This is a genomic window from Bacillus sp. bc15, from assembly GCF_900142585.1.
Taxonomy (GTDB): Bacteria; Bacillota; Bacilli; order Bacillales; family Bacillaceae_G; genus Bacillus_A; species Bacillus_A cereus.
Window position 1 is genome coordinate 934,181 of record NZ_FRBJ01000001.1, and the last position, 24,029, is coordinate 958,209.

Below are 24,029 nucleotides of genomic sequence, written 5' to 3' on the forward strand. Positions count from 1 at the left end.
TATTGATGAATCATTACGGTTTTTTTATGTAATGAAATGAAGGTTGCTATTGCGGAGGGGAATAGCATATTTTATAGATAGGAACTAAAATAAGGGGAGGATAAAATGCTTATCATTACATATATATCTGTTTGTATATTATTCTTAGTTAGCTTTTTACATGTATATTGGGCTTTCGGAGGTAATTGGGGGACAAATAGTGTTATTCCAACTAAATCAGGGGAAAAGGCGTTTACACCTCGCGCCGGAATGACATTGTTCATTGCATTATTATTAAGTATGGCAGCAATAATTTTGTTGCAACAAGCAAAAATTTTTCATTTTGCAGTTCCTAATGTTATTATTCAAGTCGGTTCCTGGATTTGTATGATCGTCTTTTCTATTAGAGTAATTGGTGAGTTTAATTATTTTGGTATCTTTAAACGACAAAAAGATACACACTTTGCTAGAATGGATACCGGTTTATATATTCCACTTTGTGCATTTTTATCTTTATCTTTCTTATTAGCAATAATTTTGTGAGTAAATAATAGTAGCTGCTTTTCTCAAAATACATGTAAACGTGAGAAATCTAAGGGTAAATAAAAAGGATGTAAGCGCCTTCTTGTCGAAATGTAAATTATTATGAAAGGCGGTGACACTATGAAGTATGTAAAAGTTAGTATGAATGGTGGAAGTGAACATAAATTCTCAATGACTTTAGATCGGTTTGAAGAACTTATTACTGCAGAGAATGGGATACTAGAAAATAAATTAGTATGTATTGAAAATGTAATGATTAATCCTACTAATATATCTTCTGTAGTTGAAAAAATTGGTGTACCGGCTAAGTTTATGGAAGCTTAAAATGTTAGATAAAAAACATCCATTGGGGATGTTTTTTAATTTATAAATATGATAATCGTACAGTAAATATTTGAGTAGATTTTATAGCAATGATTATGCATATATTAAGTACCTGAACATAGTGCTTAATACATGCACGAAATAATAAGTACAAGCATATATTATGTAGTAGGACAAGATCTTCGTGTCCTACTTAATACTCAGAAAAAACCTCTAATCACATAAGAGCGGCCAATTGCAGGGTGCTCTTATTTTTTATGAAAATCTACTACGAGCCTTATTTTATAGTAGGATGCAATAATAAAGGGCTATTTTGAAATAGTGTTTTTAGCCTTTAATTTTAAATTTATCTTTAACGTTAATAAATATTAAAAATAATATGATAGCAGAAATTAAGTTAGATAAGTAGAAATCTTGATGAAACAGTAGTTCGAAGATGACATAGAAAGTAACGAATAAGGCGATAGTAGGTAGTATGCAAATAAATATAAATCTCCAATTTTTTAAGTAATGTTTATAATTTGTAAGTACTTTATCCATAAATATAGCTCCTATATTTTTGTTTTTATATAATTATACATTTAGATACAAAGATTTTCAAAGTAAAATATTTAGCAATTCAAAAATATAAGGAAAGCTTTTGTTGAAAATCCAGATTGCTGTAGCAATCTGGATTTGACTTTAAAGAACTATACTAAAATGATACACTATAATCTACGTTATTTTTGAAATGAATAGAGGGATTTGTGTGATAGATAAAATTAAAAATGCTGTAGAGGATATGTACGAAGATGAGGCTAAAGATTTACTTCAAAGTATTCTCATACAGTTAAACTTATTAGAAGAAAACTACAGTGAAGATACAATTAAAAATTTGATGGATATTCCGAAACAATTAACAAGTAATCCTACTTATAAAAGGAATGTAAAAGAAAGTACGCACATACATATTGCTTTTGATGATTCAACGGCTGATTGCTTAAAATATATGTTAAGTCAAGAAGAATTATTTGAAGAGAGTGTTGTTGCTTTTTCGGAATTCTTTTCAATTGGACCGATATATAGGTTGCATACGAATGAGGGGCAACTAGCAAGACAGAAGTGGTTAATAAATAACTTAACTGCTTATGATAGTTATTTTGAAGAAGAATATTTATCAAGATTTATAGCAACTATAGAAGAACTACATACTATTCCTGTTGAAACGCCTATTACAATTTGGAAGGCTGATAATGCACATGAACATGTAGGCTTAAGTTTTGTAATGGCACAATTAAAGGATAAGAAAAACATTCGAGTTATTAATACGTCTGAAGCAAGTAGAGAAATATTAAAACAAGAGTATGATATTCGTGGAACGGGAGAATTACCACCTGAAAGTTTAGCTCTATTCCAAAAAAGTTTTATAAAGCTACCTTATTTAACTGAAGAGAAGCGCATGAAGTTTGAAAATGAGTGGGATAGATTATCGGAAAGCATAGAATGTTTAAGAGTTTGGAAAGAAAATGAAGTGCATTCTGTACAGGAAGATTATTTTGATCAATTTATAATTGAATGCGCCAAAAGTGTGGGTGCTGATCGAGAGTACCTTAAAGCCCCTAGAGTAATTGGTGAAGCACTTGGTCTTGTTGAACAATTAGTTGGAGATACATTCTTAGAATATCGCTTGAAACAATTAATTAAACAAGAAGTATTTGAATTTGAAGGTTCGTTAGATGAAATGCGTTTTTATAGTGTGAAGTTAAGGAAATGATAAACACATTCTATTTTTGAAAAGCTCGTATTTTTAATAATACGAGCTTTTTAAGTTGAATTTGGGCTATACATAAGCTTCGCAGAGAGGGCATATCACATATGAATGGTAAAGGTAATGAATGAAAAGAAGGTGATTTGTTAATATGTATAACCAACAAAATTATCCATATGATCAAGCGATGTATTACAATCCACAAAACTACGGGTATGAACCTACAAATGAAGTGAGAGATATTGAACAAGAAGACTATAGACCAGATGATGCGGAGGATGCTCCAACATCACCACCACCGTCACAAGCGCCGTCGTTACCGTCTACATTTGCTTCTCCGGCACAACCAAGCAATATGAAATCATGGATGTGTAACTGTTTAGGAAGATGGGGCTATTTACGTTTACATCGTCCTGGGCCTTTTGGAAGAGATTTATGGTTCTTTCCGACTGAAGTGAGAAGAAATGGAGTATCAGGTTACACTTGGCAAGGTGGTCGTCGTCGTAAAGTAAGTTATCGCTATCAACAAATTAGTAATTTTATGTGCTTCGCATAAAGAGAAGTGGGAGAGTAAAACGATTTTACTCTCTCACTTTTTTATTTTTCAATATACGAAGTAAGATTTTGATTAAAAATTTACAATTTTCACGTTTTTATTAGAGTATAATGCATATGTTGATTGGTCTTCAAAAACAAATGAGAGTGAGGGAATACAATGTCAATGAAAAACAAAGTTGGACTAAAAATAGAGGATGGCATTAATTTAGCTTCAGCTCAATTTAAGGAAGATGCGTATGAGATTTATAAAGAATCGCGAAAAAAACAACCTATATTATTTGTAAACCAAGTTGAAATCGGTAAAGAATGGCTCATTACTAGATATGAAGATGCTCTGCCACTTTTAAAAGATAATCGTTTAAAAAAAGATTGGACAAATGTGTTTTCTCAAGATATAAAGAACATGTATCTTTCCGTTGATAATAGTGACCACTTAACAACACATATGCTAAATTCAGATCCACCTAACCACAGTCGTTTACGATCTTTAGTTCAAAAAGCTTTTACACCGAAGATGATTGCACAATTAGACGGAAGAATTGAGAGAATAGCAGATGATTTGATAAGTGATATAGAGCGAAAAGGTACATTAAATCTTGTGGATGATTATTCATTTCCGTTACCAATTATTGTAATAAGTGAGATGCTCGGTATTCCAAAAGAAGATCAAGCGAAATTTAGAATTTGGTCTCATGCTGTTATTGCATCACCAGAAACACCTGAAGAAATAAAAGAGACCGAAAAACAACTATCTGAGTTTATTACATATCTTCAATATTTAGTTGATATTAAACGAAAAGAGCCAAAAGAAGACTTAGTGAGTGCTTTAATACTTGCAGAGAGTGAAGGGCATAAACTTAGCGCTCGGGAACTATATTCAATGATAATGCTATTAATTGTAGCAGGACACGAGACGACAGTGAATTTAATTACAAATACGGTATTAGCACTTCTTGAAAATCCAAATCAATTACAGTTATTAAAAGATAATCCAAAACTAATTGATTCGGCTATTGAGGAAGGATTGCGTTATTATTCTCCAGTTGAGGTTACAACTGCAAGATGGGCAGCGGAACCTTTTCAAATTCACGACCGAACAATCGAAAAAGGAGATATGGTTGTCATTGCCTTAGCTTCTGCAAACCGTGATGAAACTGTATTTGAAAACCCAGAAGTATTCGATATTACTCGGGAAAATAATCGTCATATTGCGTTTGGTCATGGTAGCCATTTCTGCTTAGGAGCTCCACTTGCGAGGTTAGAAGCAAAGATTGCTATTACTAATTTGTTTAATCGAATGCCTGAACTAAAAATAAAAGGGAATCGTGAAGAAATTAAATGGCAAGGTAACTATTTAATGCGTTCTTTAGAGGAATTGCCTTTAACTTTCTAGAATAGTTAAAAGGAGACATGCATACATCGAAAATGATTTACATAGAGTATGTATGTGTTATTTAAATTCGAAACGGAAGGGTGAAGACATCCCAATGATCAACTAATTCTATTTGTAAGAGATCTTCGTTAAAAAACGAAATATTCTTCTGAATAGGGTTAGTCTGTACATTTATAGAAAAGGGATGTATTTCGCTCTGCGAATATATAGTCTTTTTATATGATTTGTGCTGCCTCCTGTTCAGAACATGAAATAGGAGGCTTTTTTATGTCGACAAATGTAGTAACGAAACAAAACAATGGGGTATCACAAGTATTAAAAAATCGGTTTGTTCAAGGGATTTTAGCATCAGCATTATTTTTACAAATAGGAATATGGGTTCGAAACTTTGCGGTATTACTATATGTAATGGAAATGACAAAAGGTGATGCTTTTGCTATTTCGATGATTTCAGTTGCTGAATTCGCTCCAATTTTTATTTTTTCATTTATTGGCGGTACTTTTGCTGATAGGTGGAAGCCAAAGAAGACAATGATATGGTGTGAAACGTTAAGTTCCATTTCAGTATTCGCTGTATTAATTACGCTTATGTTTGGAACGTGGAAAATTGTGTTTTTTGTGACACTCATCTCTGCAATCCTTTCACAGTTTTCACAACCATCTGGAATGAAATTGTTTAAACAACATTTATCAACGGAACAAATTCAATTAGCAATGTCTATATATCAAACGATATTTGCAATATTTATGGTATTAGGACCAATACTAGGGACATTTATCTTTCATAGTTTTGGAATTTATATTTCAATCATCATAACAGGTATCTCGTTTTTACTTGCGGCAGTTGTATTGTTATTCCTTCCGAAAGATCTTGAAAACGACGTAGAAAAGAAAGGTATCACTCTGTTGCAGGAGATGAAGGATGGTATTAAGTATGTCAAAAAGAAAAAAGCATTAACTTTGCTAGGGCTTTGTTTTATGGCTGCAGGACTAGGTATAGGATTAATTCAGCCATTAGGTATATTTATTGTGACTGAGCAGTTAGGATTATCAAAAGAGAGTTTACAGTGGCTACTAACAGTAAATGGTGCGGGAATGATTGTTGGCGGAGCATTAGCAATGGTATTTGCGAAAAACGTTGCTCCGCAAAAGATGTTAATTATCGGTATGCTTGGTCAAGCAATTGGTATTGGCATTATAGGATATTCTACAAATTTATGGGTGACACTTACAGCGCAGCTTTTTAGTGGTTTAGCTCTTCCGTGTATCCAAATTGGTATTAATACGCTTATTATTCAAAATAGCGATACCGATTTTATAGGTCGTGTAAATGGTATTTTAAGTCCGCTTTTTACCGGTTCAATGGTAGTAACGATGAGTATAGCTGGCTCATTAAAAGAGATGTTTTCATTAAGTATGATGTATGAAGGAACGGCTTTACTTTTTATAATTGGATTATTGTTTATTTTACCTATATACAATTTAAAGCCAGTAATAGCGGTAGAAAGTGAAATAAGTGGTAAAGGAAGTGCCGTACAAAATGAATCCTAATCCAAATGTTAAATACCCTATTGAAGGAAATCAAAACGTTCAATTTATAAAAAATATAATAACAAAACCTAATATACTTGTTGGTGAATATTCTTATTATGATGCGAAAGATGGAGAAACATTTGAAGATCGAGTATTACATCATTATGAATTTCTTGGAGATCGCCTTAATATTGGAAAGTTTTGTTGTATTGCATCTGGAGTTAACTTTATTATGAACGGAGCCAATCATCGGATGGATGGATTTTCGGCATATCCATTTAATATATTTGGAAATGGGTGGGAGAAGTATACACCTAGTTTGTCTGATTTACCTTATAAAGGTGATACAGTTATAGGAAATGACGTTTGGATTGGTATGGATACAACAATTATGCCCGGAATAAAAATAGGGGATGGTGCAATCATTGCAGCTAAATCTGTTGTGACTAGAGACGTCGCACCATATACAATTGTTGGTGGAAACCCTGCAAATAAAATAAAAGAGAGATTTTCAAATGAAATAATTCAAGAATTATTGCAAATTCAATGGTGGCATTTTGATATTGAAAAAATAACTGGAAATATTGATGCTATTGTACGCGGAGATATTGAACCATTAAGAAAGCTAAAAAGGGAATGAAAAATGGATGACAAATAGTATCATACCTCCGAATTTTGTTAATGATAATAGAACAAGGAGGTGTGATACTATGGCACAAGACGTTTTATGTGAAGTAAACAACTGTAAATTTTGGGCGAACGGTAATAAATGTAGTGCAGAGGCAATTTACGTAGTAAGTCATAAAGGTAAACATGCATCTACAACGGAAGAAACAGATTGCAAAACATTCGATCCAGAAGTGTAAATTCTTTAAGGGTAGCCAAATCGTGGTTGCCCTTTTATTAATCATATTATTGATAATAAATATCATTTTCATTCATTAATTTTAGCTTTTTTTGTTATTTTTTCATATTTTCTTCATAAGTGATGTAATCCAACTCAATTCATGTTCAATTCGTGATTTACTAAATTCAATGACTTCAGTAATAAAGGGTGAGGTAACCTCTAGAGACTGAATAGCGGTAAGTTGATTATGTAGTACGTTTTGACGTACAGTCAAAATCTCTTTTCTAGCTTCATATTCAAGTTTTTCAAATAGCGCGATACGAACAAGAAATTCTGCATTATTTGTCGCAAGTTTTTCGGGAAACTCTCGTAACATTTCAGAAAAAATTTCTTCTCCTGTTTCTGTTATATCGTACATATTTCGGTTTGGTTTTCCAACTTGTTTATGTATTTTTTTCGTTATAGCACCCATATTTTCAAAGCGCCTAAGGGCAGGGTAAAGCATGTTGTGATTTAATTCAAAATTCTCACCTAAACGATTTTGAACATTTTTTTTGATTTCATATCCATGTTTTGGTCCGGTCGTTAATTCTGCTAGTAGTAAAATGTCAACGTACATAAAAATCCCCCTTATATATTTCTCAAGTTCTCTAATGAAAAATCCCCTTTAGTATATGTTAAAATAACATATGATAGTTTATACAACTTTGAACTGCCGACCTATCACTTTTATTGTAAAAGAAAAGGGAGGAAAGAACTATGGCTTCACCTGAAAATGTTATTTTAGTTCATGAAATTTCAAAGCTGAAAACAAAAGAAGAATTATGGAATCCATATGAATGGTATCGTTTGATGAGGGATAATCACCCAGTTCATTATGATGAAGAGCAGGATGTATGGAATGTTTTTTTATATGATGATGTAAATCGTGTTTTATCAGATTATCGCTTATTTTCAAGTAGAAGGGAGCGCAGACAATTCTCAATCCCTCCTTTAGAAACTAGAATAAATATAAACTCTACAGATCCACCAGAACATCGCAATGTACGTTCCATTGTTTCTAAGGCATTTACTCCAAGAAGTTTAGAACAGTGGAAACCTCGAATACAGGCTATCGCAGATGAACTTGTACAACATATCGAAAAATGTAGTGAAGTTAATATCGTTGAACAGTTTGCTGCACCTTTACCTGTTACCGTTATTTCTGATTTATTAGGAGTCCCAACAACAGATCGTAAAAAAATTAAAGAATGGTCTGATATTTTATTTATGCCGTATAGTAAAGAAAAGTTTAATGATCTGGATGCTGAGAAAGGGATAGCATTAAATGAATTCAAAGCATACCTTCTACCGATTGTTCAGGAAAAGAGATATCATTTAACCGATGATATCATTTCTGATTTAATTCGAGCTGAATATGAAGGCGAAAGATTAACCGATGAAGAAATTGTAACCTTTTCATTAGGTTTACTAGCAGCTGGGAATGAAACCACTACAAATTTAATTATTAATAGCTTTTATTGCTTTTTAGTAGATTCACTTGGAATTTATGAAGAGTTAAGAAAAGAACCTAACTTAATTTCAAAAGCGATTGAGGAAGTATTACGCTACCGCTTTCCTGTTACATTAGCCCGGAGGATTACAGAGGATACAAATATATTTGGTTCTTTAATGAAAAAGGATCAGATGATTGTTGCGTGGGTTAGTGCAGCGAATTTAGACGAGAAAAAATTTTCACAAGCCTCTCAATTTAATGTACATCGAACAGGAAATGAAAAGCATTTAACCTTTGGGAAAGGTCCTCACTTTTGCTTAGGAGCACCACTTGCACGTTTAGAGGCTGAGATTGCATTAACTACCTTTATAAATGCTTTTGAAAAAATAGAGCTATCTCCATCTTTCTGTTTAGAAAAATGTATATTGGAAAATGAACAAACATTAAAATACTTACCTATTCGATTGAAAGCTAAATAAAAATCTTAACAAGGTGCATACATTTGCATCTTGTTTTTTGTTTCTCAATTGTGAGTTTTCGGTAATCACCTTAATATGGAATTGTATAAAACGTAGAGGAGGATTCTTATGTTGACTTGTAATGGAAGTAAATCATTTCAAAAGTTTATTAAAGGTGTTACAGATCTTATGGAAAACGGTTTATTTGAAGAAGAAATAGTGTGTGGCATTGAAAAGTTACTAGAAGAACTTTTAGAAAAGAAAACATGGCTTCCGTTAGATAAACAGAAGGCCAATTTGACTCAATATGCACGACATTTATTGTATGAAGATCCGCTCAAACGTTTTGAAGTACTAGCTCTCGTATGGAAAGATGGACAATCTACACCTTTACATGATCATGACGGCACATGGGGAGTAGAAGGCGTTTTTTCAGGAAGGATTATGGTGCAGAACTTTATACAAACGAAACAACTTGGAAATTCACTTGTTTATTTAACACATACAGGAAATCTTTATTTGGGAGAAGGAGAAACAGATAAAGTAATTCCACCAGCGGATTGTCATATTCTTGAAATTAGCAAAAATGAAAGCGTTATTACGATTCATATCTATGGAAAACGGTTAGAAAAGTTTAAAGTATATATCCCAACTGAAGAAAAAAATGTGTACATGTGTGAGACAAAATACATTAGTTATAATTCATAGTTTAAAATCCAAAGCTTTTTTAAAAAGAAAAGCTTTGGATTTTATTTTTAATTATTTCTTGACCTGAAACGCTTTTCATAAATTATAAATAAGGAGTACCTCACGAGGATTGTATGAAAACGATACCTAATAATTAATTAGAACTCGTGTATTTATAGAAAGTGGTGAAGAAATAATGAAATTAATCGCAATTGATTTAGATGGAACTCTTCTTTCGGGGAATAAAATGATAAGTAAAGAAAATGCAGAAGCAATTCGAACATGTCAAGAAGCTGGCCATGTTGTAGCAATTTGTACAGGACGTTCTATTGTTGACATTGAGCGATTATTGTTAGAAGTTAATTTAGAGTGTCCAATCATTGCGGAAAATGGGGCTCTTATATATAAAGATAAAAAAATGATGAAGAGATATCCAATTCAAAATATACAGGCACTTGAAATTGTAGAATATCTTGAAGAGAATGGTTTATATTATCAGCTTTATACTGATAAAGGTGTGTATGTACCGGATTATGGAGTAGAGAGTGTACGTAATGAAATTGAGTATGTGAAGAATTCAAAAGAAAATTTCGACTTGAAAGAGTTAGAAACAATCGCAGCATTATATCTTGAGCATACAGCGTTTCATAGTGCGGAAAGTTGTAAACCAATTGTAGAAACAGACATACATGTGCATAAACTATTACCATTTTCTTATGATATTGAGAAATTAAAAAAACTAAAAGAAACATTTCTTCATAATACAGATTTAGCAATTACATCTTCATATTGGCACAATTTAGAGATTAATCATCGAGATGCTCAAAAGGGGAATGGATTATATACTTTAGCAGAACATCTTGATATTCCGGTTGAAAACACTGTAGCGATAGGTGATGGACTAAACGATGTTTCTATGATGGAAAAAGCGAATATATCAATTGCAATGGGAAATGCAGTTGAAGAAATAAAAGCAATGTGTAAATACGAAACGTTATCAAATGAAGAACATGGTGTGGCACATGCTTTATATAAATATGTAATGTAATTAAAAAAAGAAAAAAGAATCCAAATGGATTCTTTTTTCTTTTTATTAGGGGTAAGGTATTCTATGAGATTCATAGAAGCCTTATTACATTTCATTATATAGAATATATTGGAATAAATGTGTATATTTTTCATAAAAATGTGAATATTTTATGAACTTTATACTTATTGCATGTTTATACCGCTATTAGTGACGCGTATGACTCTCAAGTGAAAATTCAGTGAATGTAAGGAGGAATTCAAGTTACCTAGACAATAAATGAGGAATGAACGAAATATATACTAATTAAAGGTGTATTCAGTATATATATTCTTTTCTTGTTTTAATTGAAAAATAAAATTTGTTCGAATAATTATTCTACAGCTATATACCTACACTAGCTTTCTTCGTATAATGGAGAAGTATGAATTTTAGATTTGTATTAATTTTACATATTGAGGTGAACAAAGAATGAATTCGCGGCTAATGGAACTTATTGATGTGAGTACAATAGAAACCATGGCAGAACAATTTTATAAATTAACTAACATATCACATCAACTTCTTGATGCTGAAAAAGAGTGTGTTTTTTCATTCGGAATGAATGAGATAAAAAAGAGTAAACTTCCAAAGATTGAAATCCCCATTTTCTTATACAATCAACATTTAGGATCTTTTGTTGTATGGTCCAAAAAAAGTGAAATTTTCAGTTGTCAAAAATACTTTGAAATGCTCTCAAGTTTAATTTTAGATGGTGCAATAAAGGTATTTCAAAGTAAAAATACAACGTTGCTTTCTCGGAAAGAGGAGGAACTACATACGATTTTACAAAACATGCCTGTTATGGTCGATGCGCTTGATTATAATGGAGATTTTGTTTTGTGGAACCGAGAATGTGAAATCGTAACAGGTTATACCGCTGAAGAAATAATTGGAAATCCAAATGCACTGCAATTATTGTATCCTGATCATAATTATCGCCATCAAATACAAAAGAAATTTTTAACTTGTGGAAAAAATTTCAGAGATTGGGAAATGCACTTAAAATGTAAAAATGGTGAAATCAAAACAATAATGTGGTCGAATATATCAGAACAGTTTCCTGTAACAGGATATAGTTATTGGGCTGTTGGTGTAGATATTACGCATTTAAAAGCGATAGAAGAGCAGTTAAAACAACAAACATCTGAACTGGAATTAATTTTTAAAGCTTTACCAGATTTATGTTTCTTAACAGAAGATGATGGCACGATTATTGATTACAAGGCAGGATCTCCTACGAAGTTTTACGTACCCGCAGAAGCTTTTATGGGAAAAAAGTTTTACGAAGTATTACCATCTTCAGTAGCGCAGCAGTTTCAGGAAGCCATTAATCAAGTGAAGGAAAAAGGAACGAATGTAATTGTAGAATATCCACTCACACTTAATGGAAGTATTGATTTCTTTGAAGCTAGGTGCTTACCATTATTACGTGATAAAATTATGATTATTGTACGCGACATTACAGAGCGAAAAAAGACAGAAGAATTGTTAAACAAATCAGATACGCTTGCAGCAATTGGTCAATTAGCAGCTGGCGTGGCTCATGAAGTAAGAAATCCTTTAACTGTAATTAAAGGTTTTATACAGTTATTCCAAATTAATAAAGAAGATCAAGAAAGATATTTTGATCTTATGCTTTCTGAAATTGAAAGGATAGAAGCAATCCTACAAGAATTTCTATCAATCGCTAAAACAGATGAGATAAATACAGAAAAGAAAAATATTTATCAAATTTTTAAAAATGTCGTATCGTTAATGAATACAAAAGCAATTATGACAAATATTCAAGTTGAACTTTTTACGGGTGACAAAGATATAATTATTGAATGCTCAGAAAATCAATTGAAACAAGTATTTATTAATATTTTGCAAAATTCAATCGAAGCTATGCCAAATGGTGGGGGAATTTCAATTCACATAAAAGAAATAAATGATGATGGTGTCATTATTCATGTAATAGATGAAGGAATAGGAATACCTGAAGAAAGAATTAAGAGATTAGGTGAACCTTTTTATAGTACGAAAGAAAAAGGGACTGGTATTGGATTAATGTTAAGTTATAAAATTATTGAAAGTCATCAAGGGACAATTAGTATCATGAGCGAGGTTGGGGTCGGGACAACAGTAACTATTTACTTACCGAAAGTACTAAATAAACAATCTCTTTCTAATTGTGACGACAAATGTATAGCGATACGCATTAGTAGTAATTCTTAAATTAATTAATACCCAATAACAAAGCGATTAGTGAAAACTAAGCTTTTTGTTATTGGGTATTTTTTATATTTAATTTAGTAAACTTTACCTTTTCTTTACCTTTGTTTTAATTTCTATTAAGTTTTAAACATTATATTAATATTTGTACAAAGCAATGTATAGAAATTGTACATTACTTTTAATATAGAAATGTGATTATTATTTGAAATATTGTAAGGAGGAGATTATGACAAAGTGAAAAAGCAAGAGAAGAAAAGTGGTAGAGTAGTACCTCTCCGGTTAAATATTTTATTCCTTTGTGTATTTTTATTATTTTCTGGCATTATTATTCAGTTAGGGAAAGTGCAAATTTTTGATGGAGAAACATATAAAAATGAAGTAGAGAAGAGAGAAAATGCAACCGTGGGCCTTTCTGTACCACGTGGGAAAATATTTGATCGTGAAGGAAATCCAGTAGTTGATAATAAGTCTTTACGTACGATTACATATACAAAGGTGAAAGGTGTAAAACAAGAAGAAATATTAAAATCAGCAAGACAACTTGCAGATATTATTGAAATGCCACAAGAAGATATAGATAAGTTAACTGAGACTGATAAGAAAGACTTTTGGATGCAATTAAATCCAGAACTTGCTCAAGACTTAGTATCAAAAAAAGAAATAGATAAGTTCCGAGATAAGGATATTACCGGAAAAGAGCTAGACAAAAAAATAGAAGATTTAAAAAGGAAACGCGTTACAGATAAAAATCTTCAAGAACTAACGGCTAAAGATATAGAAGTGTTAGCTATTAAAAGTAAAATGACCTCAGGTTTTCAAATGGCACCTCAAATTATTAAAAAGGACGTTAGTGAACAGGAATATGCGGTGATTAGTGAAAATTTAGCGAACCTTCCAGGAGTAGACGCATCAGTTGATTGGGAGAGAATCTATGTAAATGATGGATTATTCCGTTCTGTCCTTGGTAACGTTTCAAATGCTGATGAAGGATTGCCACGTGAACGATTAGATTATTATTTAGTGCGTGATTATAGCCGAAATGATAGGGTCGGCAAAAGTTATATCGAACAGCAATACGAAGATGTACTTCATGGTACAAAAAAAGAAGTAAGAAGCATTGCTGATAAACAAGGAAATACTATTAGAACGGAAACGGTTTCGGAAGGAAAAAGCGGTAAAAATTTAACTTTAACAATAGATATGGAATTGCAAAAAAAAGTAGAGGAGAGCATAGAAAAAATATTAAAACAATATAAAGGATCAGAATCAATGTTAGACCGTGCTTTCGTAGTGATGATGAATCCTAAAAATGGCCAAGTATTATCAATGGCTGGGAAAAGGCTTGTAGAAAAAGATGGGAAAATGGAAGTAGAAGATTATGCTTTAGGCACGCTGACAAGTTCATATGAGCTTGGATCAACGGTTAAAGGTGCGACAGTGTTAACAGGGTTTGAAACAAATGCAATAACTCCTGGGACACATTTTTATGATGCACCTATGAAGTTTAAAGGAACTAAGGAAAAGAAGTCTTGGAAAAATTTTGGTGATATAGACGATCTAAGAGCGTTACAAGTTTCTTCAAACGTTTATATGTTTAATATAGCATTAAAAATTGCTGGTGTGGATTATGTGAAAAATAGTTCACTAGATATTAAACAAGAATATTTTGATAAAATGAGATATTATTTCAGGCAATTTGGACTAGGCGTACAAACTGGTATTGATTTACCGAATGAAACTGCAGGACAAATTGGAAGAAAAGATAATCAGCCTGGTTTCTTATTAGATTATTCTATTGGACAATATGATACATATACACCACTTCAGCTTGCACAATATATTTCGACTATCGCAAATGGAGGGTATCGAATGAAACCACAAATTGTTCAAGAGATTAGAGAACAAACCGTTCAAAAAGATGAGGTTGGTAAAGTAGTACAATCAATAGAACCCATTGTTTTAAATAGAATCGATATGAAACAAGAATATATTAATCAAGTAAAAGAAGGATTTAGAAAAGTATTTCAAGAAGGAGATGGAACGGGAGTAAGAGCGTTCCAAAAAGCGCCATATAAACCAGCTGGTAAAACAGGGACCGCACAAACTGTATATGGTGGAGAAAATGATATTGGGCGAAATGCGAAAGGCGACCGTAGAGAATGTTATAACTTAACATTAGCTGGATATGCGCCATATGATGATCCAGAAGTAGCATTTTCTGTTGTAGTACCGTGGGTTGAAAATGATAAATCGGGCATTAACTCCGATATTGGAAAAGAAGTTTTAGATGCTTATTTTGATTTGAAAAATAAGCGATTAACTGGTGAAGCGCCAAAAACAGATAACTCTAAAGAGAATTAAAATGGACGAAACGTCTCTAGCATTCATGTGAACTAGAGGCGTTTTTATCTGGGAATAGATTAGAAATGAGGTATATATGAAGCTGTTTATTCTAAAATATTGGAGGAACATATGTAGCTACATCTTAATTATAATAGGGGTTATTTTTATTAATAAGTCATTTTTATTTTGTATGGTAGAAGGAATTTCGATGCAACCTACTTTAAATGAAAAAGATTATATACTTGTTAATAAGGTAAACGTCTGTTTATCGTCTTTTCAGCATGGGGATGTTGTCATCATAAAAAAAGAAGACGAGCCTACTTACTATGTGAAACGAATTATTGGATTATCGGGGGATAATATACAATTAAAAGAGGATGAGGTATATATTAACGGTAAAAAGCGTGATGAGTCGTATATACATTTAGATATGTTACAAGTATCCAATCGTTTTTCAAATTTTAGAGAAATAAAAGTTCCTACGCATAAATTATTTGTGTTAGGTGATAATCGTAATCATAGTAAAGATAGTAGGAATACACTTGGACTTATTGATGAGTCAAATATAATAGGTAAGGTAGAAATGGTATTTTATCCATTTGATCATATAAAATGGATAAAATAATTCTATTAACGATTCACATTTTATAAAATAAATCATATATTGATAGCATAGGACAAGCAGAAAAGCTTGTTCTAACCTCACAGAACACTCCTTATCACGGTTAGGCATCTACATAGGTAGATGCTTTTTTTATGTTGATGACTGAAAATTATTTATCAACATAATGTAACAAGCATATTAGGGCTATTAGGGGAAGATTACTTGTACAAATAACAGTATGCTTAATTAAAACAATGAAATGTAAGGAGTGAGAAATAAGTGCTAAATATTTTAGTAGTTAATTTTCCAGCAGAGGGGCATGTAAACCCTACATTAAATTTAGTAAAAGCCTTTACTGAACGAGGGGATAATGTACATTATATTACAACGGCAAACTTTAAGGATAGAATTGAAGATTTAGGAGCTACTGTACATACTCATCCGGATCTATTAAAAGAGATTTCTATTGATGCTGAAACCTCATCTGGGTTAAATGCTTTCTTTCATGTGCATGTTCAAACTTCTTTATATATATTAGAAATTACGAAACAATTATGTGAAAGTATAAATTTTGATTTCGTAATTTATGATATATTTGGCGCAGGAGAGTTAGTAAAGGAGTATTTACAAGTTCCAGGTGTAGTGTCCTCACCTATATTTTTAATTCCGCCAGAATTTTTGAAGACATTACCTTTTCATCCAAATGCAGATATGCCATTCCAACCAGAGGAAATCTCTGAAAAATTACTAAATCAGATGGAACATAAATTTGGAGTAAAACCAAAGAATAATCTTCAATTTATGAATAATAAGGGTGATGTTTGTCTCGTATACACAAGTTGTTATTTCCAACCTAATAGCGAATCGTTCGGGGAAAATAACATTTTTATTGGACCGAGTATTTCAAAGCGTAAAACAAATATAAAGTTTCCACTGGAATCACTTAAAGAAAAGAAAGTTATTTATATTTCAATGGGAACACTGCTTGAAGGACTCGAACCATTCTTTAATACTTGTATTGATACTTTTTCAGATTTTGATGGGATAGTTGTAATGGCAATTGGTGATAGAAATGATATTTCTAAAATTAAGAAAGCACCAGATAATTTTATAATTGCTCCATACGTACCTCAATCAGAAATATTAAATGAAGCAGATGTTTTTATTACACATGGCGGTATGAATAGCGTACACGATGCCATTCATTATAATGTCCCATTTGTAATAATACCGCATGATAAAGACCAGCCTATGATAGCGCAAAGACTAACTGAGCTTGAAGCGGCACATAGACTATTGAAAGAACATGTTAATGTGCACACTTTAAAAGAGGCCGTAACAGATGTTCTTTCAAATGAAAAGTATAAACATGGTATAAGAAAACTTAATGATAGCTTTTTAGAATGTGGTGGTTCAAAAGAAGCAATTGCAGTTATTGAATCTCTTTTAAATAAAGTAAAACTTTAATCGGTAGGGATTTTACTACCCATAAATAGCGGGATAAATAGTCGTAACTGTATACAAGCATAGAGGTTCTCACCTTTATGCTTGTATATTCTTATCCAGCAAATTGCACAGCAGTATTTGCATGTAAAAAAGCAGTATCAAAAACGGGAACAGTAAGATCATTTTGGGAGATGAGTAAAGGTATTTCAGTACAGCCTAATAATATACCTTCAGCGCCGTTTTGAATTAATGATTTTGTAATTTGCAATAACTTTTCTTTAGATGTTTCTGAAATGATCCCTCTACTTAATTCATCTAATATGACATGGTGGATAAAGGTTCTTTCCTCTTCATTTGGGATAATTGTCTTAATGTTATATTTCGCTAATCGTGATTTATAGAAATCTTGCTCCATCGTTTGTTTTGTTCCTAATAGTCCGATACGTTTTATATTCTGTTCTACCATTTCTTTAGCACTTACATCACCAATGTGAAGAAGCGGGATAGATATTGCTTGTTCTACCTCCTCGGCAAATAGATGTACAGTATTTGAACACATTAATAAACATTCAGCCCCAGATTTTTCAACTTTCTTTGCAACTGTAACTAGTTCATTTTTCACTTCTTCATATTGATGGTTTTGTAATAAAGTAGTTACTTCACCAAAATCCATACTATATAAAACTAACTTTGCATTTTGATCGTATTGAGAGAGTGTAAGTGTATTAATATGTTTATAGTATAATGATGTAGATTCCCAACTTAATCCTCCAATCAAACCAATAACTTTCATAATGCATTCCTCCCGAAACGATTTTGAATTTATTATTTAATAATTCCGATAAGAATACAATGATTTAAATGATCTATTTAACAAAAAATAAAAATAGTAAGAAAAGTGTTGAAATTTACATTCTTTAGTGCCATAATACGAATTACAAATTAATACTTATCCAGAGAGGTGGAGGGAACGGCCCTAAGAAACCTCAGCAACCCCTATGTAATTTTATAGGAAGGTGCTAATTCCGCAGAGGACACGATGTGTTTTTTGAAAGATAAGAGGATTCTTGAACGTGAAAGAAAATGACCTCTTATGTAAGAGGTCATTTTTTGGTTGTATAGAAAGGGAGTGTCGATGCATAATTCATTTTTAAATTAAATATAGAGTAATAAAAGTTGACTAATATGAGAGGGGAATTGTCATGAACAAATTATCAACAAAGTTAGTAGTAGCAATCGGTATTGGAGCAGCATTATACGGGATATTAGGACTTTGGGGATTTTCTATTGCACCGAATACATTTATTAAACCAGCATTAGCTATATTAACTGTTTTTGGAGCATTATTTGGTCCAGTGGCAGGACTCTTAATCGGACTTATCGGTCATACCGTAACAGATACGATTGCTGGATGGGGGATTTGGTGGGGCTGGGTTATTAGTTCAGGGATTATTGGTTTTTCGATGGGTCTTATTCAAAAAAGAGTTGGTTTTAGTGTGAAAAACGGGTCGTTTAACAAGGGGCATATTTCTTATTTAGCAATTACTGGATTAGTTGGTATTGTCATTGCTATTATATTTGCTGGGGCATTCGATATTATTGTGATGGGAGAACCATTTGACAAAATTGTTATACAAGTATTAGGAGCAACAATTTCCGATGTTATCGTTTTCTTAGTAGTTGGATTGCCACTTACAATTGGCTTGGCAAAATCTAATAAGAAACATACACATTTAAAAATTGAAAAGTAGGGATGTTAACATGAAACCAATTATTTCTTTTGAACAATTCACCTTTCAATATGGGCATGCTGCGCAGCCTACTTTAAGTGATATTACCTTTCATATATACCCTGGGGAAAAGGTGCTAATTGCTGGACGAAGTGGTTCAGGAAAGTCGACATTAGCTCATTGTATCAATGGGCTAATCCCATTTTCTTACGAAGGGACTAGTACAGGTAACGTTTTAATTGCCGGTAAAGACCCGAGGGAAGGAAGTATTTTTGAACAAAGTAAACAGGTAGGAACAATTTTGCAAGATCAAGATGCTCAGTTTATTGGTCTGACAGTAGAAGAAGATGTAGCTTTTTATTTAGAAAATGAATGTGTAAAGCAAGATGACATGAAAAAGATTGTTTCGGACTCATTAAGAAAGGTGAAGATGCATACGTTTCATAAACAAAGTCCACATGAATTATCAGGAGGTCAAAAGCAAACAGTTTCTCTAGCGGGTTTATTAACAACAAATGCGGATATATTATTGTTCGATGAACCGTTAGCTAATTTAGATCCACTAAGTGCCTTACATACGATAAAACTTATGAAAGATATACATGAACAATATAATAAAACGATTGTTATTATTGAACATAGAATAGAAGAAATTTTAAACCTGGATTTAGACAAAGTTATATTAATTGATGAAGGTAAAGTCATTGCGATAGGAACACCAAAAGAAATCTTAGCGTCAAATATATTACCACGTATCGGCTTAAGAGAGCCTATTTACATCGAAGCATTAAAGAGATTACATTTTGATAGTAATAATGACGTAATATATCCAATGGAAAACCTTCAAAAAGAAAAGGTAGGCAACGTTCTAAAAGAGTGGATGGAGAAACAAGTCATATTAAAAGGTAATACTAAAAACAAGGAATTACTTAAAGTGGCGAATTTATCATTTTCATACCCTAATAAACAAAAAGTATTAGAAAATGTAAACCTTTCAATATATGAAGGAGAAATTGTGGCACTGTTAGGGCATAATGGAGCAGGGAAATCAACATTAGCTCATAGTCTTATAGGCATAAACAAAATGAAAAATGGGAAAATCTTGTTAAAAGGTGAAGATATTAGTTCTTGGTCTATTCGTAAACGTGGGGAAATCATATCTTACGTGATGCAAAATCCAAATCATATGATTACACAGCCTACTGTTTTTGAAGAAGTTTCATTTACATTAACATTACATAATTTTTCTAAGGAAGAAATTAAGAATAGAGTAGAAGGAACTTTAAAAATTTGTGGTTTATATCCATTTCGTAATTGGCCAATTCAAGCACTAAGCTATGGGCAAAAAAAGAGATTAACAATCGCATCTGTATTAACAACAAATCCTAAACTTATCATATTAGATGAACCAACAGCGGGACAAGATTATTATCACTATAAACAATTTATGTCTTTTATTAAAAACCTAGCTAAAAAGGGAATTTCATTTGTTTTTATCACTCACGATATGAATCTCGCGCTAGAATATACAGACCGTGCAGTAGTTCTACATGAAGGGAAAATTATTGCGGATAATACAGTGTTTGATGTATTAGGCGATCAAGAAACGTTACAAAGAGCCAACTTAAGAGAGAGTTCTTTAACCAAGCTTGTTAAATTTAGTGGGATTGCATGTCCAGAAAAATTTATGGAGCTTTATTTAGATAGTAATAGGAGGGAGGAAGGTGCATAGTACATATTTTCATCGTATGGATGGGGTAGTGAAATTGTTTTTATTTATTTTTTGTATGACGCTTACTTTTTTGTTTTTTGATTTTCGGGTGTTGCTAATATTATTTATTATTGGGTGTATCGGGCTCAGCATTGCTAAAATTCCATTTCCTAAAATTTTAATTGTTTTTAGTGTCATATTTACATTTAGTTTATTAAACTCTGTCATGATTTTATTGATTACACCAACTCATGGATCTGAATTAACTGAATCATATACCGCGTTTTTACATGTTGGATATGTAACGATTACATATGAAACATTATTTTATGCAGCTACACTTTCATTAAAGTATTTTACGTTGTTACCATTTACACTTCTTTTTATTTACACGACAGATCCAAGTGAATTTGTAAGTAACTTAAGTAAACTTGGTATTCATTATAAGATTACTTATGCAATAAATATTGCACTACGTTATATTCCTGACATCCAGTCTGAGTATAAAATTATTAAACACGCGCAAGAAGCGAGAGGAGTGGCTTTTGAAAAAGGAGAAGCAAGGTTATGGGTTCGTATGAAGAACCGTGTTTTAATTTTCTGGCCGCTAATCATTCATTCTCTAGAAAGAATAGATACGGTTTCAAATGCAATGGATTTAAGAGGATTTGGAAAGAAGGATAAACGTACATGGTTTTATACAAGTAAGGCGAAACGTGAAGATTTCATCGCTTTATTTGCCGGTATTTTCATATTTATTGTTGCGGTATATTTAAAATTAAACGTATTTCAAAACTTTTGGTATCCATTTTAAAGCACTCTTTAAACGAGTGCTTTTACTTATTTTTATGTAGACATGCTCAAAAAAGGGATATACACATAATGTATAATACGAACCAGTTAAAATGATCAACTACCTATTAGTTTTCAAACCAAAAGGAGGAGAAAATATGAGTTACGGTGGTTCTTGTGGTTTTGGTGGAGGTTTCGCTTTATTAGTTGTGTTATTCATTCTATTAATAATTGTAGGATGCAGCTGCTGGGGCGGAGGATACTAATTTTTAATTAGTCTTCACAAATGTAAACTAAAAAAACATTGAAGATACTTATGTATCGAAACAAATAAAAAAGGAGCAACTATGCTCCTTTTTTATTTGTTTAAATGCGTATTCTTACTATATTTCGGGAACGTAATTGTTAAAGTCGTTCCTTTACTAATGATACTTCGGATATTTAAACTTCCATGCATCGTCTCAATAATCTTAACAGCAACCATCGTACCTAAACCAGTTCCTTTTGTTTTTGTACTAAAATACGGTTCACCGAATCGATGTATTTGCTCCTGTGACATTCCAACTCCGCTATCTTCAATTCGTATTTCAACTTTACTATTATTGATAGATGAGGAAATATTTAAGGTACCACCATTAGGCATTGCTTCAATACTGTTTTTTATTAAGTTTAAAAAACATTGTTGAAAGTGCTGTTTATTACCAACAATGGTTGCCTCAGAAAAATCCTGTGTAATATGTATCGTATTCATATTACACAATGGCAATATCATATTAATAACTCGATTTAACTCTTGCTTTACTGAAATTTGATCTAATTTTTCTGGAGCAGGTTTGGCAAACGTTAAGTAATCATCGATAATTTCTTGGGCACGATTTAACTCTTCAAGTATATGTTTAATATATTCGTCTCTTGATTCAGGAGTTAAATTTGGTGTTTTTAAAAGCTGTGTAAATCCTTTTACAACCGTTAAAGGATTCCTTACTTCGTGCGATATACTTGCAGCGAGTTGGCTAACAATCTCCATTTTTTCCATTTTAATTAATTTTGAGCGCATTAATACAGCATCTTTTATAACTTCATTTATATAAACAATAAATAACATTAAAGTAGTCGGTAATACCATGAAATAAATAATATACAAATTATTCACTTCAAAATCTGATAAAGTTAATACAATTACAGTTGTAAATATTGCTAGGAAAAAGGTTAAAAACATGGAAAAAGCTACTTTAAGCTTTCTATTATATGTATTAAATTTTGAAGATGCGAGTGCTGTAACGATGAACATTATTCCGTAAACAACGACTGTCAGCATATTAAAGCCATAAAATATAAATCTTGTAATTAATAAAATTGTAAACAATATGATACCGACAGGGAATCCACCATAAAGCGTACCTATTATGACCGGAATTTGTCTTAAATCATGAATACAACTTTCATCCATATAGATAGGGTATCGCATACATAAAATAAGCGGGATACTAGAACAAAGGGTAATCAGTAATATTTTGTATTTTTTCAAATAATGCCTGCTATCATATATGAAATAAAAAACAAATATGCTACACAAAATGTATAGAAGATTATTTAATACGTTTTGATTAATATAAACAAAGTCCATAATATTTGCCTCGTTATTCTGAATTTACTTAACATATGTATTATACATGATAACATATGTTAAAGTGAATAAACCTTGTTAATACAAGATTTGTTTGGCTTTTTGTTATAAAATACAAACAGTTTGCAAACGTTAACTATCCAATGATACTTTTACCAAAATTTTTTACTCCTTCTTCCTGTATGTTCGGTAAAACATGAGAATAAATACTAAGAGTTAATGAAATGTCAGTATGACCTAATCTCTCACTGATAATTTTAGGGTTAACTCCTTGTTTCAATAGTATAGTTGCGTGTGTATGTCTTAAATTATGAGTTTTAATTTTTTTCACTGCTGCATTTTTTATTTCTTTATAAAAATTTCCCTGAAAGCATTTCTGTATAAACCCCCAACCGATTTATTACAATTAATTAAATTTAAATCTTGATAAGCAGAAACCATTCGTAATTAGAAACGTTTGGATGAGATTCTAAATAAATATAAAAATACTAAAGGAGAGTAAGCTATGAAAAAACAGGTGTTGCAAGAAAAGTGGACGAGCTAGGTCGTGTAGTAATTCCAGTAAGGGTTTATTTGGGAAGTGGCTTTAAAACTGATGTTGTCGAGTACATGCGGTAGTAAAAGGGAGATGGATATTTGAAAAAAGTAGAAATTGATGTTGGTAGCAACAAACTTTTAATAGTGAAGGGCGGAAATGTAACAGTAGTCAATCCACCAATGAGTGGATTTGGTGAGCAAGTCGCGGTTTGGATAAACGGTAAAGTTGATCGTGTAGATGTGAAGTGAAAATCGTAATAAAAAAGAGCCATGAGTGGAAAGGCTCATAGCTCTTTGTATAAGGGTAATGATTTTATAGGTAAATATTATCATGTAATTCCAAAAAAAAATCAATTTCAGTAAATTGATTGGTATTTGATTTGGATTTT

Annotated in this window: 24 protein-coding genes, 1 pseudogene and 1 riboswitch; of the genes and pseudogenes, 20 read left to right on the top strand and 5 right to left on the bottom strand. The window is 31.9% G+C overall.

Annotation, left to right across the window (positions count from 1 at the left end; all coding sequences use genetic code 11):
* Positions 1 to 105: 105 nt before the first annotated feature.
* Both BUA87_RS04610 and BUA87_RS04615 read left to right on the top strand, forming a co-directional pair.
* The gene (locus tag BUA87_RS04610) at positions 106 to 522 is read left to right on the top strand and encodes a DUF3995 domain-containing protein (protein ID WP_000905591.1); all 417 of its coding nucleotides are present in this window, start codon (positions 106 to 108) and stop codon (positions 520 to 522) included.
* 120 nt (positions 523 to 642) lie between these two features.
* Complete coding sequence (locus tag BUA87_RS04615) at positions 643 to 846, top strand: hypothetical protein (protein ID WP_000878368.1); 204 nt, start codon at positions 643 to 645, stop codon at positions 844 to 846.
* A gap of 327 nt (positions 847 to 1,173) precedes the next feature.
* Here the strand turns inward: BUA87_RS04615 and BUA87_RS04620 are convergent, their stop codons facing one another.
* The gene (locus tag BUA87_RS04620; RefSeq protein ID WP_000362073.1) at positions 1,174 to 1,386 is read right to left on the bottom strand and encodes a hypothetical protein; all 213 of its coding nucleotides are present in this window, start codon (positions 1,384 to 1,386) and stop codon (positions 1,174 to 1,176) included.
* A gap of 208 nt (positions 1,387 to 1,594) precedes the next feature.
* On the opposite strand from BUA87_RS04620, the gene BUA87_RS04625 reads away from it, so the two are divergent.
* From BUA87_RS04625 to BUA87_RS04655, 6 genes are all read left to right on the top strand, one after another.
* On the top strand, positions 1,595 to 2,599 hold the full coding sequence (locus BUA87_RS04625; protein WP_072938562.1) for a DUF1835 domain-containing protein: 1,005 nt from the start codon (positions 1,595 to 1,597) through the stop codon (positions 2,597 to 2,599).
* A gap of 145 nt (positions 2,600 to 2,744) precedes the next feature.
* Positions 2,745 to 3,149, top strand: coding sequence for a hypothetical protein (locus tag BUA87_RS04630; RefSeq protein ID WP_000282690.1), 405 nt, complete (start codon positions 2,745 to 2,747; stop codon positions 3,147 to 3,149).
* 159 nt (positions 3,150 to 3,308) lie between these two features.
* Positions 3,309 to 4,544 (top strand): cytochrome P450 family protein, encoded by a 1,236-nt coding sequence (locus tag BUA87_RS04635; protein WP_000062089.1) that lies wholly within the window; start codon positions 3,309 to 3,311, stop codon positions 4,542 to 4,544.
* 267 nt (positions 4,545 to 4,811) lie between these two features.
* Positions 4,812 to 6,095, top strand: coding sequence for an MFS transporter (locus BUA87_RS04645; RefSeq protein WP_000106403.1), 1,284 nt, complete (start codon positions 4,812 to 4,814; stop codon positions 6,093 to 6,095).
* Positions 6,085 to 6,717, top strand: a complete 633-nt coding sequence (locus BUA87_RS04650) for a Vat family streptogramin A O-acetyltransferase (protein WP_001069253.1) — start codon at positions 6,085 to 6,087, stop codon at positions 6,715 to 6,717. Before BUA87_RS04645 ends, BUA87_RS04650 begins: the two co-directional genes overlap by 11 nt.
* Before the next feature lie 70 nt (positions 6,718 to 6,787).
* Positions 6,788 to 6,943, top strand: a complete 156-nt coding sequence (locus tag BUA87_RS04655) for a DUF1540 domain-containing protein (protein WP_000046095.1) — start codon at positions 6,788 to 6,790, stop codon at positions 6,941 to 6,943.
* Between the two features lie 102 nt (positions 6,944 to 7,045).
* On the opposite strand, the gene BUA87_RS04660 is transcribed toward BUA87_RS04655, so the two are convergent.
* Positions 7,046 to 7,543 (bottom strand): PadR family transcriptional regulator, encoded by a 498-nt coding sequence (locus BUA87_RS04660; RefSeq protein ID WP_000289121.1) that lies wholly within the window; start codon positions 7,541 to 7,543, stop codon positions 7,046 to 7,048.
* 140 nt (positions 7,544 to 7,683) lie between these two features.
* On the opposite strand from BUA87_RS04660, the gene BUA87_RS04665 reads away from it, so the two are divergent.
* The 7 genes from BUA87_RS04665 (at position 7,684) to BUA87_RS04695 (ending at position 17,264) form a co-directional block, all read left to right on the top strand.
* Positions 7,684 to 8,898, top strand: coding sequence for a cytochrome P450 (locus tag BUA87_RS04665; protein WP_000168012.1), 1,215 nt, complete (start codon positions 7,684 to 7,686; stop codon positions 8,896 to 8,898).
* 108 nt (positions 8,899 to 9,006) lie between these two features.
* Positions 9,007 to 9,585, top strand: coding sequence for a cysteine dioxygenase family protein (locus BUA87_RS04670; protein ID WP_000954436.1), 579 nt, complete (start codon positions 9,007 to 9,009; stop codon positions 9,583 to 9,585).
* Between the two features lie 175 nt (positions 9,586 to 9,760).
* The gene (locus BUA87_RS04675; protein ID WP_000766390.1) at positions 9,761 to 10,612 is read left to right on the top strand and encodes a Cof-type HAD-IIB family hydrolase; all 852 of its coding nucleotides are present in this window, start codon (positions 9,761 to 9,763) and stop codon (positions 10,610 to 10,612) included.
* 450 nt (positions 10,613 to 11,062) lie between these two features.
* Entirely contained in the window at positions 11,063 to 12,850 is a 1,788-nt protein-coding gene (locus BUA87_RS04680; protein ID WP_072938566.1) for a PAS domain-containing sensor histidine kinase, read from the top strand.
* Positions 12,851 to 13,084: 234 nt separating this feature from the next.
* The gene (locus BUA87_RS04685) at positions 13,085 to 15,211 is read left to right on the top strand and encodes a peptidoglycan D,D-transpeptidase FtsI family protein (RefSeq protein WP_000743770.1); all 2,127 of its coding nucleotides are present in this window, start codon (positions 13,085 to 13,087) and stop codon (positions 15,209 to 15,211) included.
* Positions 15,212 to 15,287: 76 nt separating this feature from the next.
* A complete protein-coding gene (lepB, locus tag BUA87_RS04690) occupies positions 15,288 to 15,818 on the top strand; it encodes a signal peptidase I (RefSeq protein WP_002094036.1) in 531 nt (176 codons plus the stop codon).
* Between the two features lie 258 nt (positions 15,819 to 16,076).
* On the top strand, positions 16,077 to 17,264 hold the full coding sequence (locus tag BUA87_RS04695) for a macrolide family glycosyltransferase (protein ID WP_000932146.1): 1,188 nt from the start codon (positions 16,077 to 16,079) through the stop codon (positions 17,262 to 17,264).
* 91 nt (positions 17,265 to 17,355) lie between these two features.
* Here BUA87_RS04695 and BUA87_RS04700 read toward each other — a convergent pair whose 3' ends face one another.
* Entirely contained in the window at positions 17,356 to 18,036 is a 681-nt protein-coding gene (locus BUA87_RS04700; protein WP_000864396.1) for an aspartate/glutamate racemase family protein, read from the bottom strand.
* 153 nt (positions 18,037 to 18,189) lie between these two features.
* A riboswitch (SAM riboswitch) is annotated at positions 18,190 to 18,305 on the top strand.
* Between the two features lie 140 nt (positions 18,306 to 18,445).
* On the opposite strand from BUA87_RS04700, the gene BUA87_RS04705 reads away from it, so the two are divergent.
* From BUA87_RS04705 to BUA87_RS04720, 4 genes are all read left to right on the top strand, one after another.
* Positions 18,446 to 18,994: an ECF-type riboflavin transporter substrate-binding protein gene (locus tag BUA87_RS04705; protein WP_001038211.1), complete on the top strand. Its 549-nt coding sequence runs from the start codon at positions 18,446 to 18,448 to the stop codon at positions 18,992 to 18,994.
* 10 nt (positions 18,995 to 19,004) lie between these two features.
* On the top strand, positions 19,005 to 20,705 hold the full coding sequence (locus tag BUA87_RS04710) for an ABC transporter ATP-binding protein (RefSeq protein WP_000802560.1): 1,701 nt from the start codon (positions 19,005 to 19,007) through the stop codon (positions 20,703 to 20,705).
* Positions 20,698 to 21,498, top strand: coding sequence for an energy-coupling factor transporter transmembrane component T family protein (locus BUA87_RS04715; RefSeq protein ID WP_072938570.1), 801 nt, complete (start codon positions 20,698 to 20,700; stop codon positions 21,496 to 21,498). The genes BUA87_RS04710 and BUA87_RS04715 overlap by 8 nt, the downstream gene beginning before the upstream one ends.
* A gap of 136 nt (positions 21,499 to 21,634) precedes the next feature.
* Positions 21,635 to 21,742, top strand: a complete 108-nt coding sequence (locus BUA87_RS04720; protein ID WP_000120182.1) for a YjcZ family sporulation protein — start codon at positions 21,635 to 21,637, stop codon at positions 21,740 to 21,742.
* A 92-nt stretch (positions 21,743 to 21,834) separates the two neighbouring features.
* On the opposite strand, the gene BUA87_RS04725 is transcribed toward BUA87_RS04720, so the two are convergent.
* Together BUA87_RS04725 and BUA87_RS32105 are read right to left on the bottom strand one after the other, a co-directional pair.
* Positions 21,835 to 23,103: a sensor histidine kinase gene (locus BUA87_RS04725; protein ID WP_072938573.1), complete on the bottom strand. Its 1,269-nt coding sequence runs from the start codon at positions 23,101 to 23,103 to the stop codon at positions 21,835 to 21,837.
* 136 nt (positions 23,104 to 23,239) lie between these two features.
* Positions 23,240 to 23,571: pseudogene (locus BUA87_RS32105) on the bottom strand (tyrosine-type recombinase/integrase); the annotation flags it as partial.
* Between the two features lie 168 nt (positions 23,572 to 23,739).
* Between BUA87_RS32105 and BUA87_RS04735 the strand changes: the two are divergent.
* Entirely contained in the window at positions 23,740 to 23,889 is a 150-nt protein-coding gene (locus BUA87_RS04735) for a DUF3954 domain-containing protein (protein WP_000754941.1), read from the top strand.
* The last annotated feature ends 140 nt before the right edge of the window (positions 23,890 to 24,029 follow it).

Bases quoted from the DNA above. Each gene is read 5' to 3' on its own strand.
- BUA87_RS04675 (WP_000766390.1), top strand. From the start codon at position 9,761: ATGAAATTAATCGCAATTGATTTAGATGGAACTCTTCTTTCGGGGAAT.
- BUA87_RS04645 (WP_000106403.1), top strand. From the start codon at position 4,812: ATGTCGACAAATGTAGTAACGAAACAAAACAATGGGGTATCACAAGTA.
- BUA87_RS04680 (WP_072938566.1), top strand. From the start codon at position 11,063: ATGAATTCGCGGCTAATGGAACTTATTGATGTGAGTACAATAGAAACC.
- BUA87_RS04705 (WP_001038211.1), top strand. From the start codon at position 18,446: ATGAACAAATTATCAACAAAGTTAGTAGTAGCAATCGGTATTGGAGCA.
- BUA87_RS04615 (WP_000878368.1), top strand. From the start codon at position 643: ATGAAGTATGTAAAAGTTAGTATGAATGGTGGAAGTGAACATAAATTC.
- BUA87_RS04720 (WP_000120182.1), top strand. From the start codon at position 21,635: ATGAGTTACGGTGGTTCTTGTGGTTTTGGTGGAGGTTTCGCTTTATTA.
- BUA87_RS04700 (WP_000864396.1), bottom strand. From the start codon at position 18,036: ATGAAAGTTATTGGTTTGATTGGAGGATTAAGTTGGGAATCTACATCA.
- BUA87_RS04725 (WP_072938573.1), bottom strand. From the start codon at position 23,103: ATGGACTTTGTTTATATTAATCAAAACGTATTAAATAATCTTCTATAC.
- BUA87_RS04620 (WP_000362073.1), bottom strand. From the start codon at position 1,386: ATGGATAAAGTACTTACAAATTATAAACATTACTTAAAAAATTGGAGA.
- BUA87_RS04670 (WP_000954436.1), top strand. From the start codon at position 9,007: ATGTTGACTTGTAATGGAAGTAAATCATTTCAAAAGTTTATTAAAGGT.
- BUA87_RS04610 (WP_000905591.1), top strand. From the start codon at position 106: ATGCTTATCATTACATATATATCTGTTTGTATATTATTCTTAGTTAGC.
- BUA87_RS04635 (WP_000062089.1), top strand. From the start codon at position 3,309: ATGTCAATGAAAAACAAAGTTGGACTAAAAATAGAGGATGGCATTAAT.
- BUA87_RS04660 (WP_000289121.1), bottom strand. From the start codon at position 7,543: ATGTACGTTGACATTTTACTACTAGCAGAATTAACGACCGGACCAAAA.
- BUA87_RS04650 (WP_001069253.1), top strand. From the start codon at position 6,085: ATGAATCCTAATCCAAATGTTAAATACCCTATTGAAGGAAATCAAAAC.
- BUA87_RS04655 (WP_000046095.1), top strand. From the start codon at position 6,788: ATGGCACAAGACGTTTTATGTGAAGTAAACAACTGTAAATTTTGGGCG.
- BUA87_RS04665 (WP_000168012.1), top strand. From the start codon at position 7,684: ATGGCTTCACCTGAAAATGTTATTTTAGTTCATGAAATTTCAAAGCTG.
- BUA87_RS04710 (WP_000802560.1), top strand. From the start codon at position 19,005: ATGAAACCAATTATTTCTTTTGAACAATTCACCTTTCAATATGGGCAT.
- BUA87_RS04630 (WP_000282690.1), top strand. From the start codon at position 2,745: ATGTATAACCAACAAAATTATCCATATGATCAAGCGATGTATTACAAT.
- lepB (WP_002094036.1), top strand. From the start codon at position 15,288: ATGAAGCTGTTTATTCTAAAATATTGGAGGAACATATGTAGCTACATC.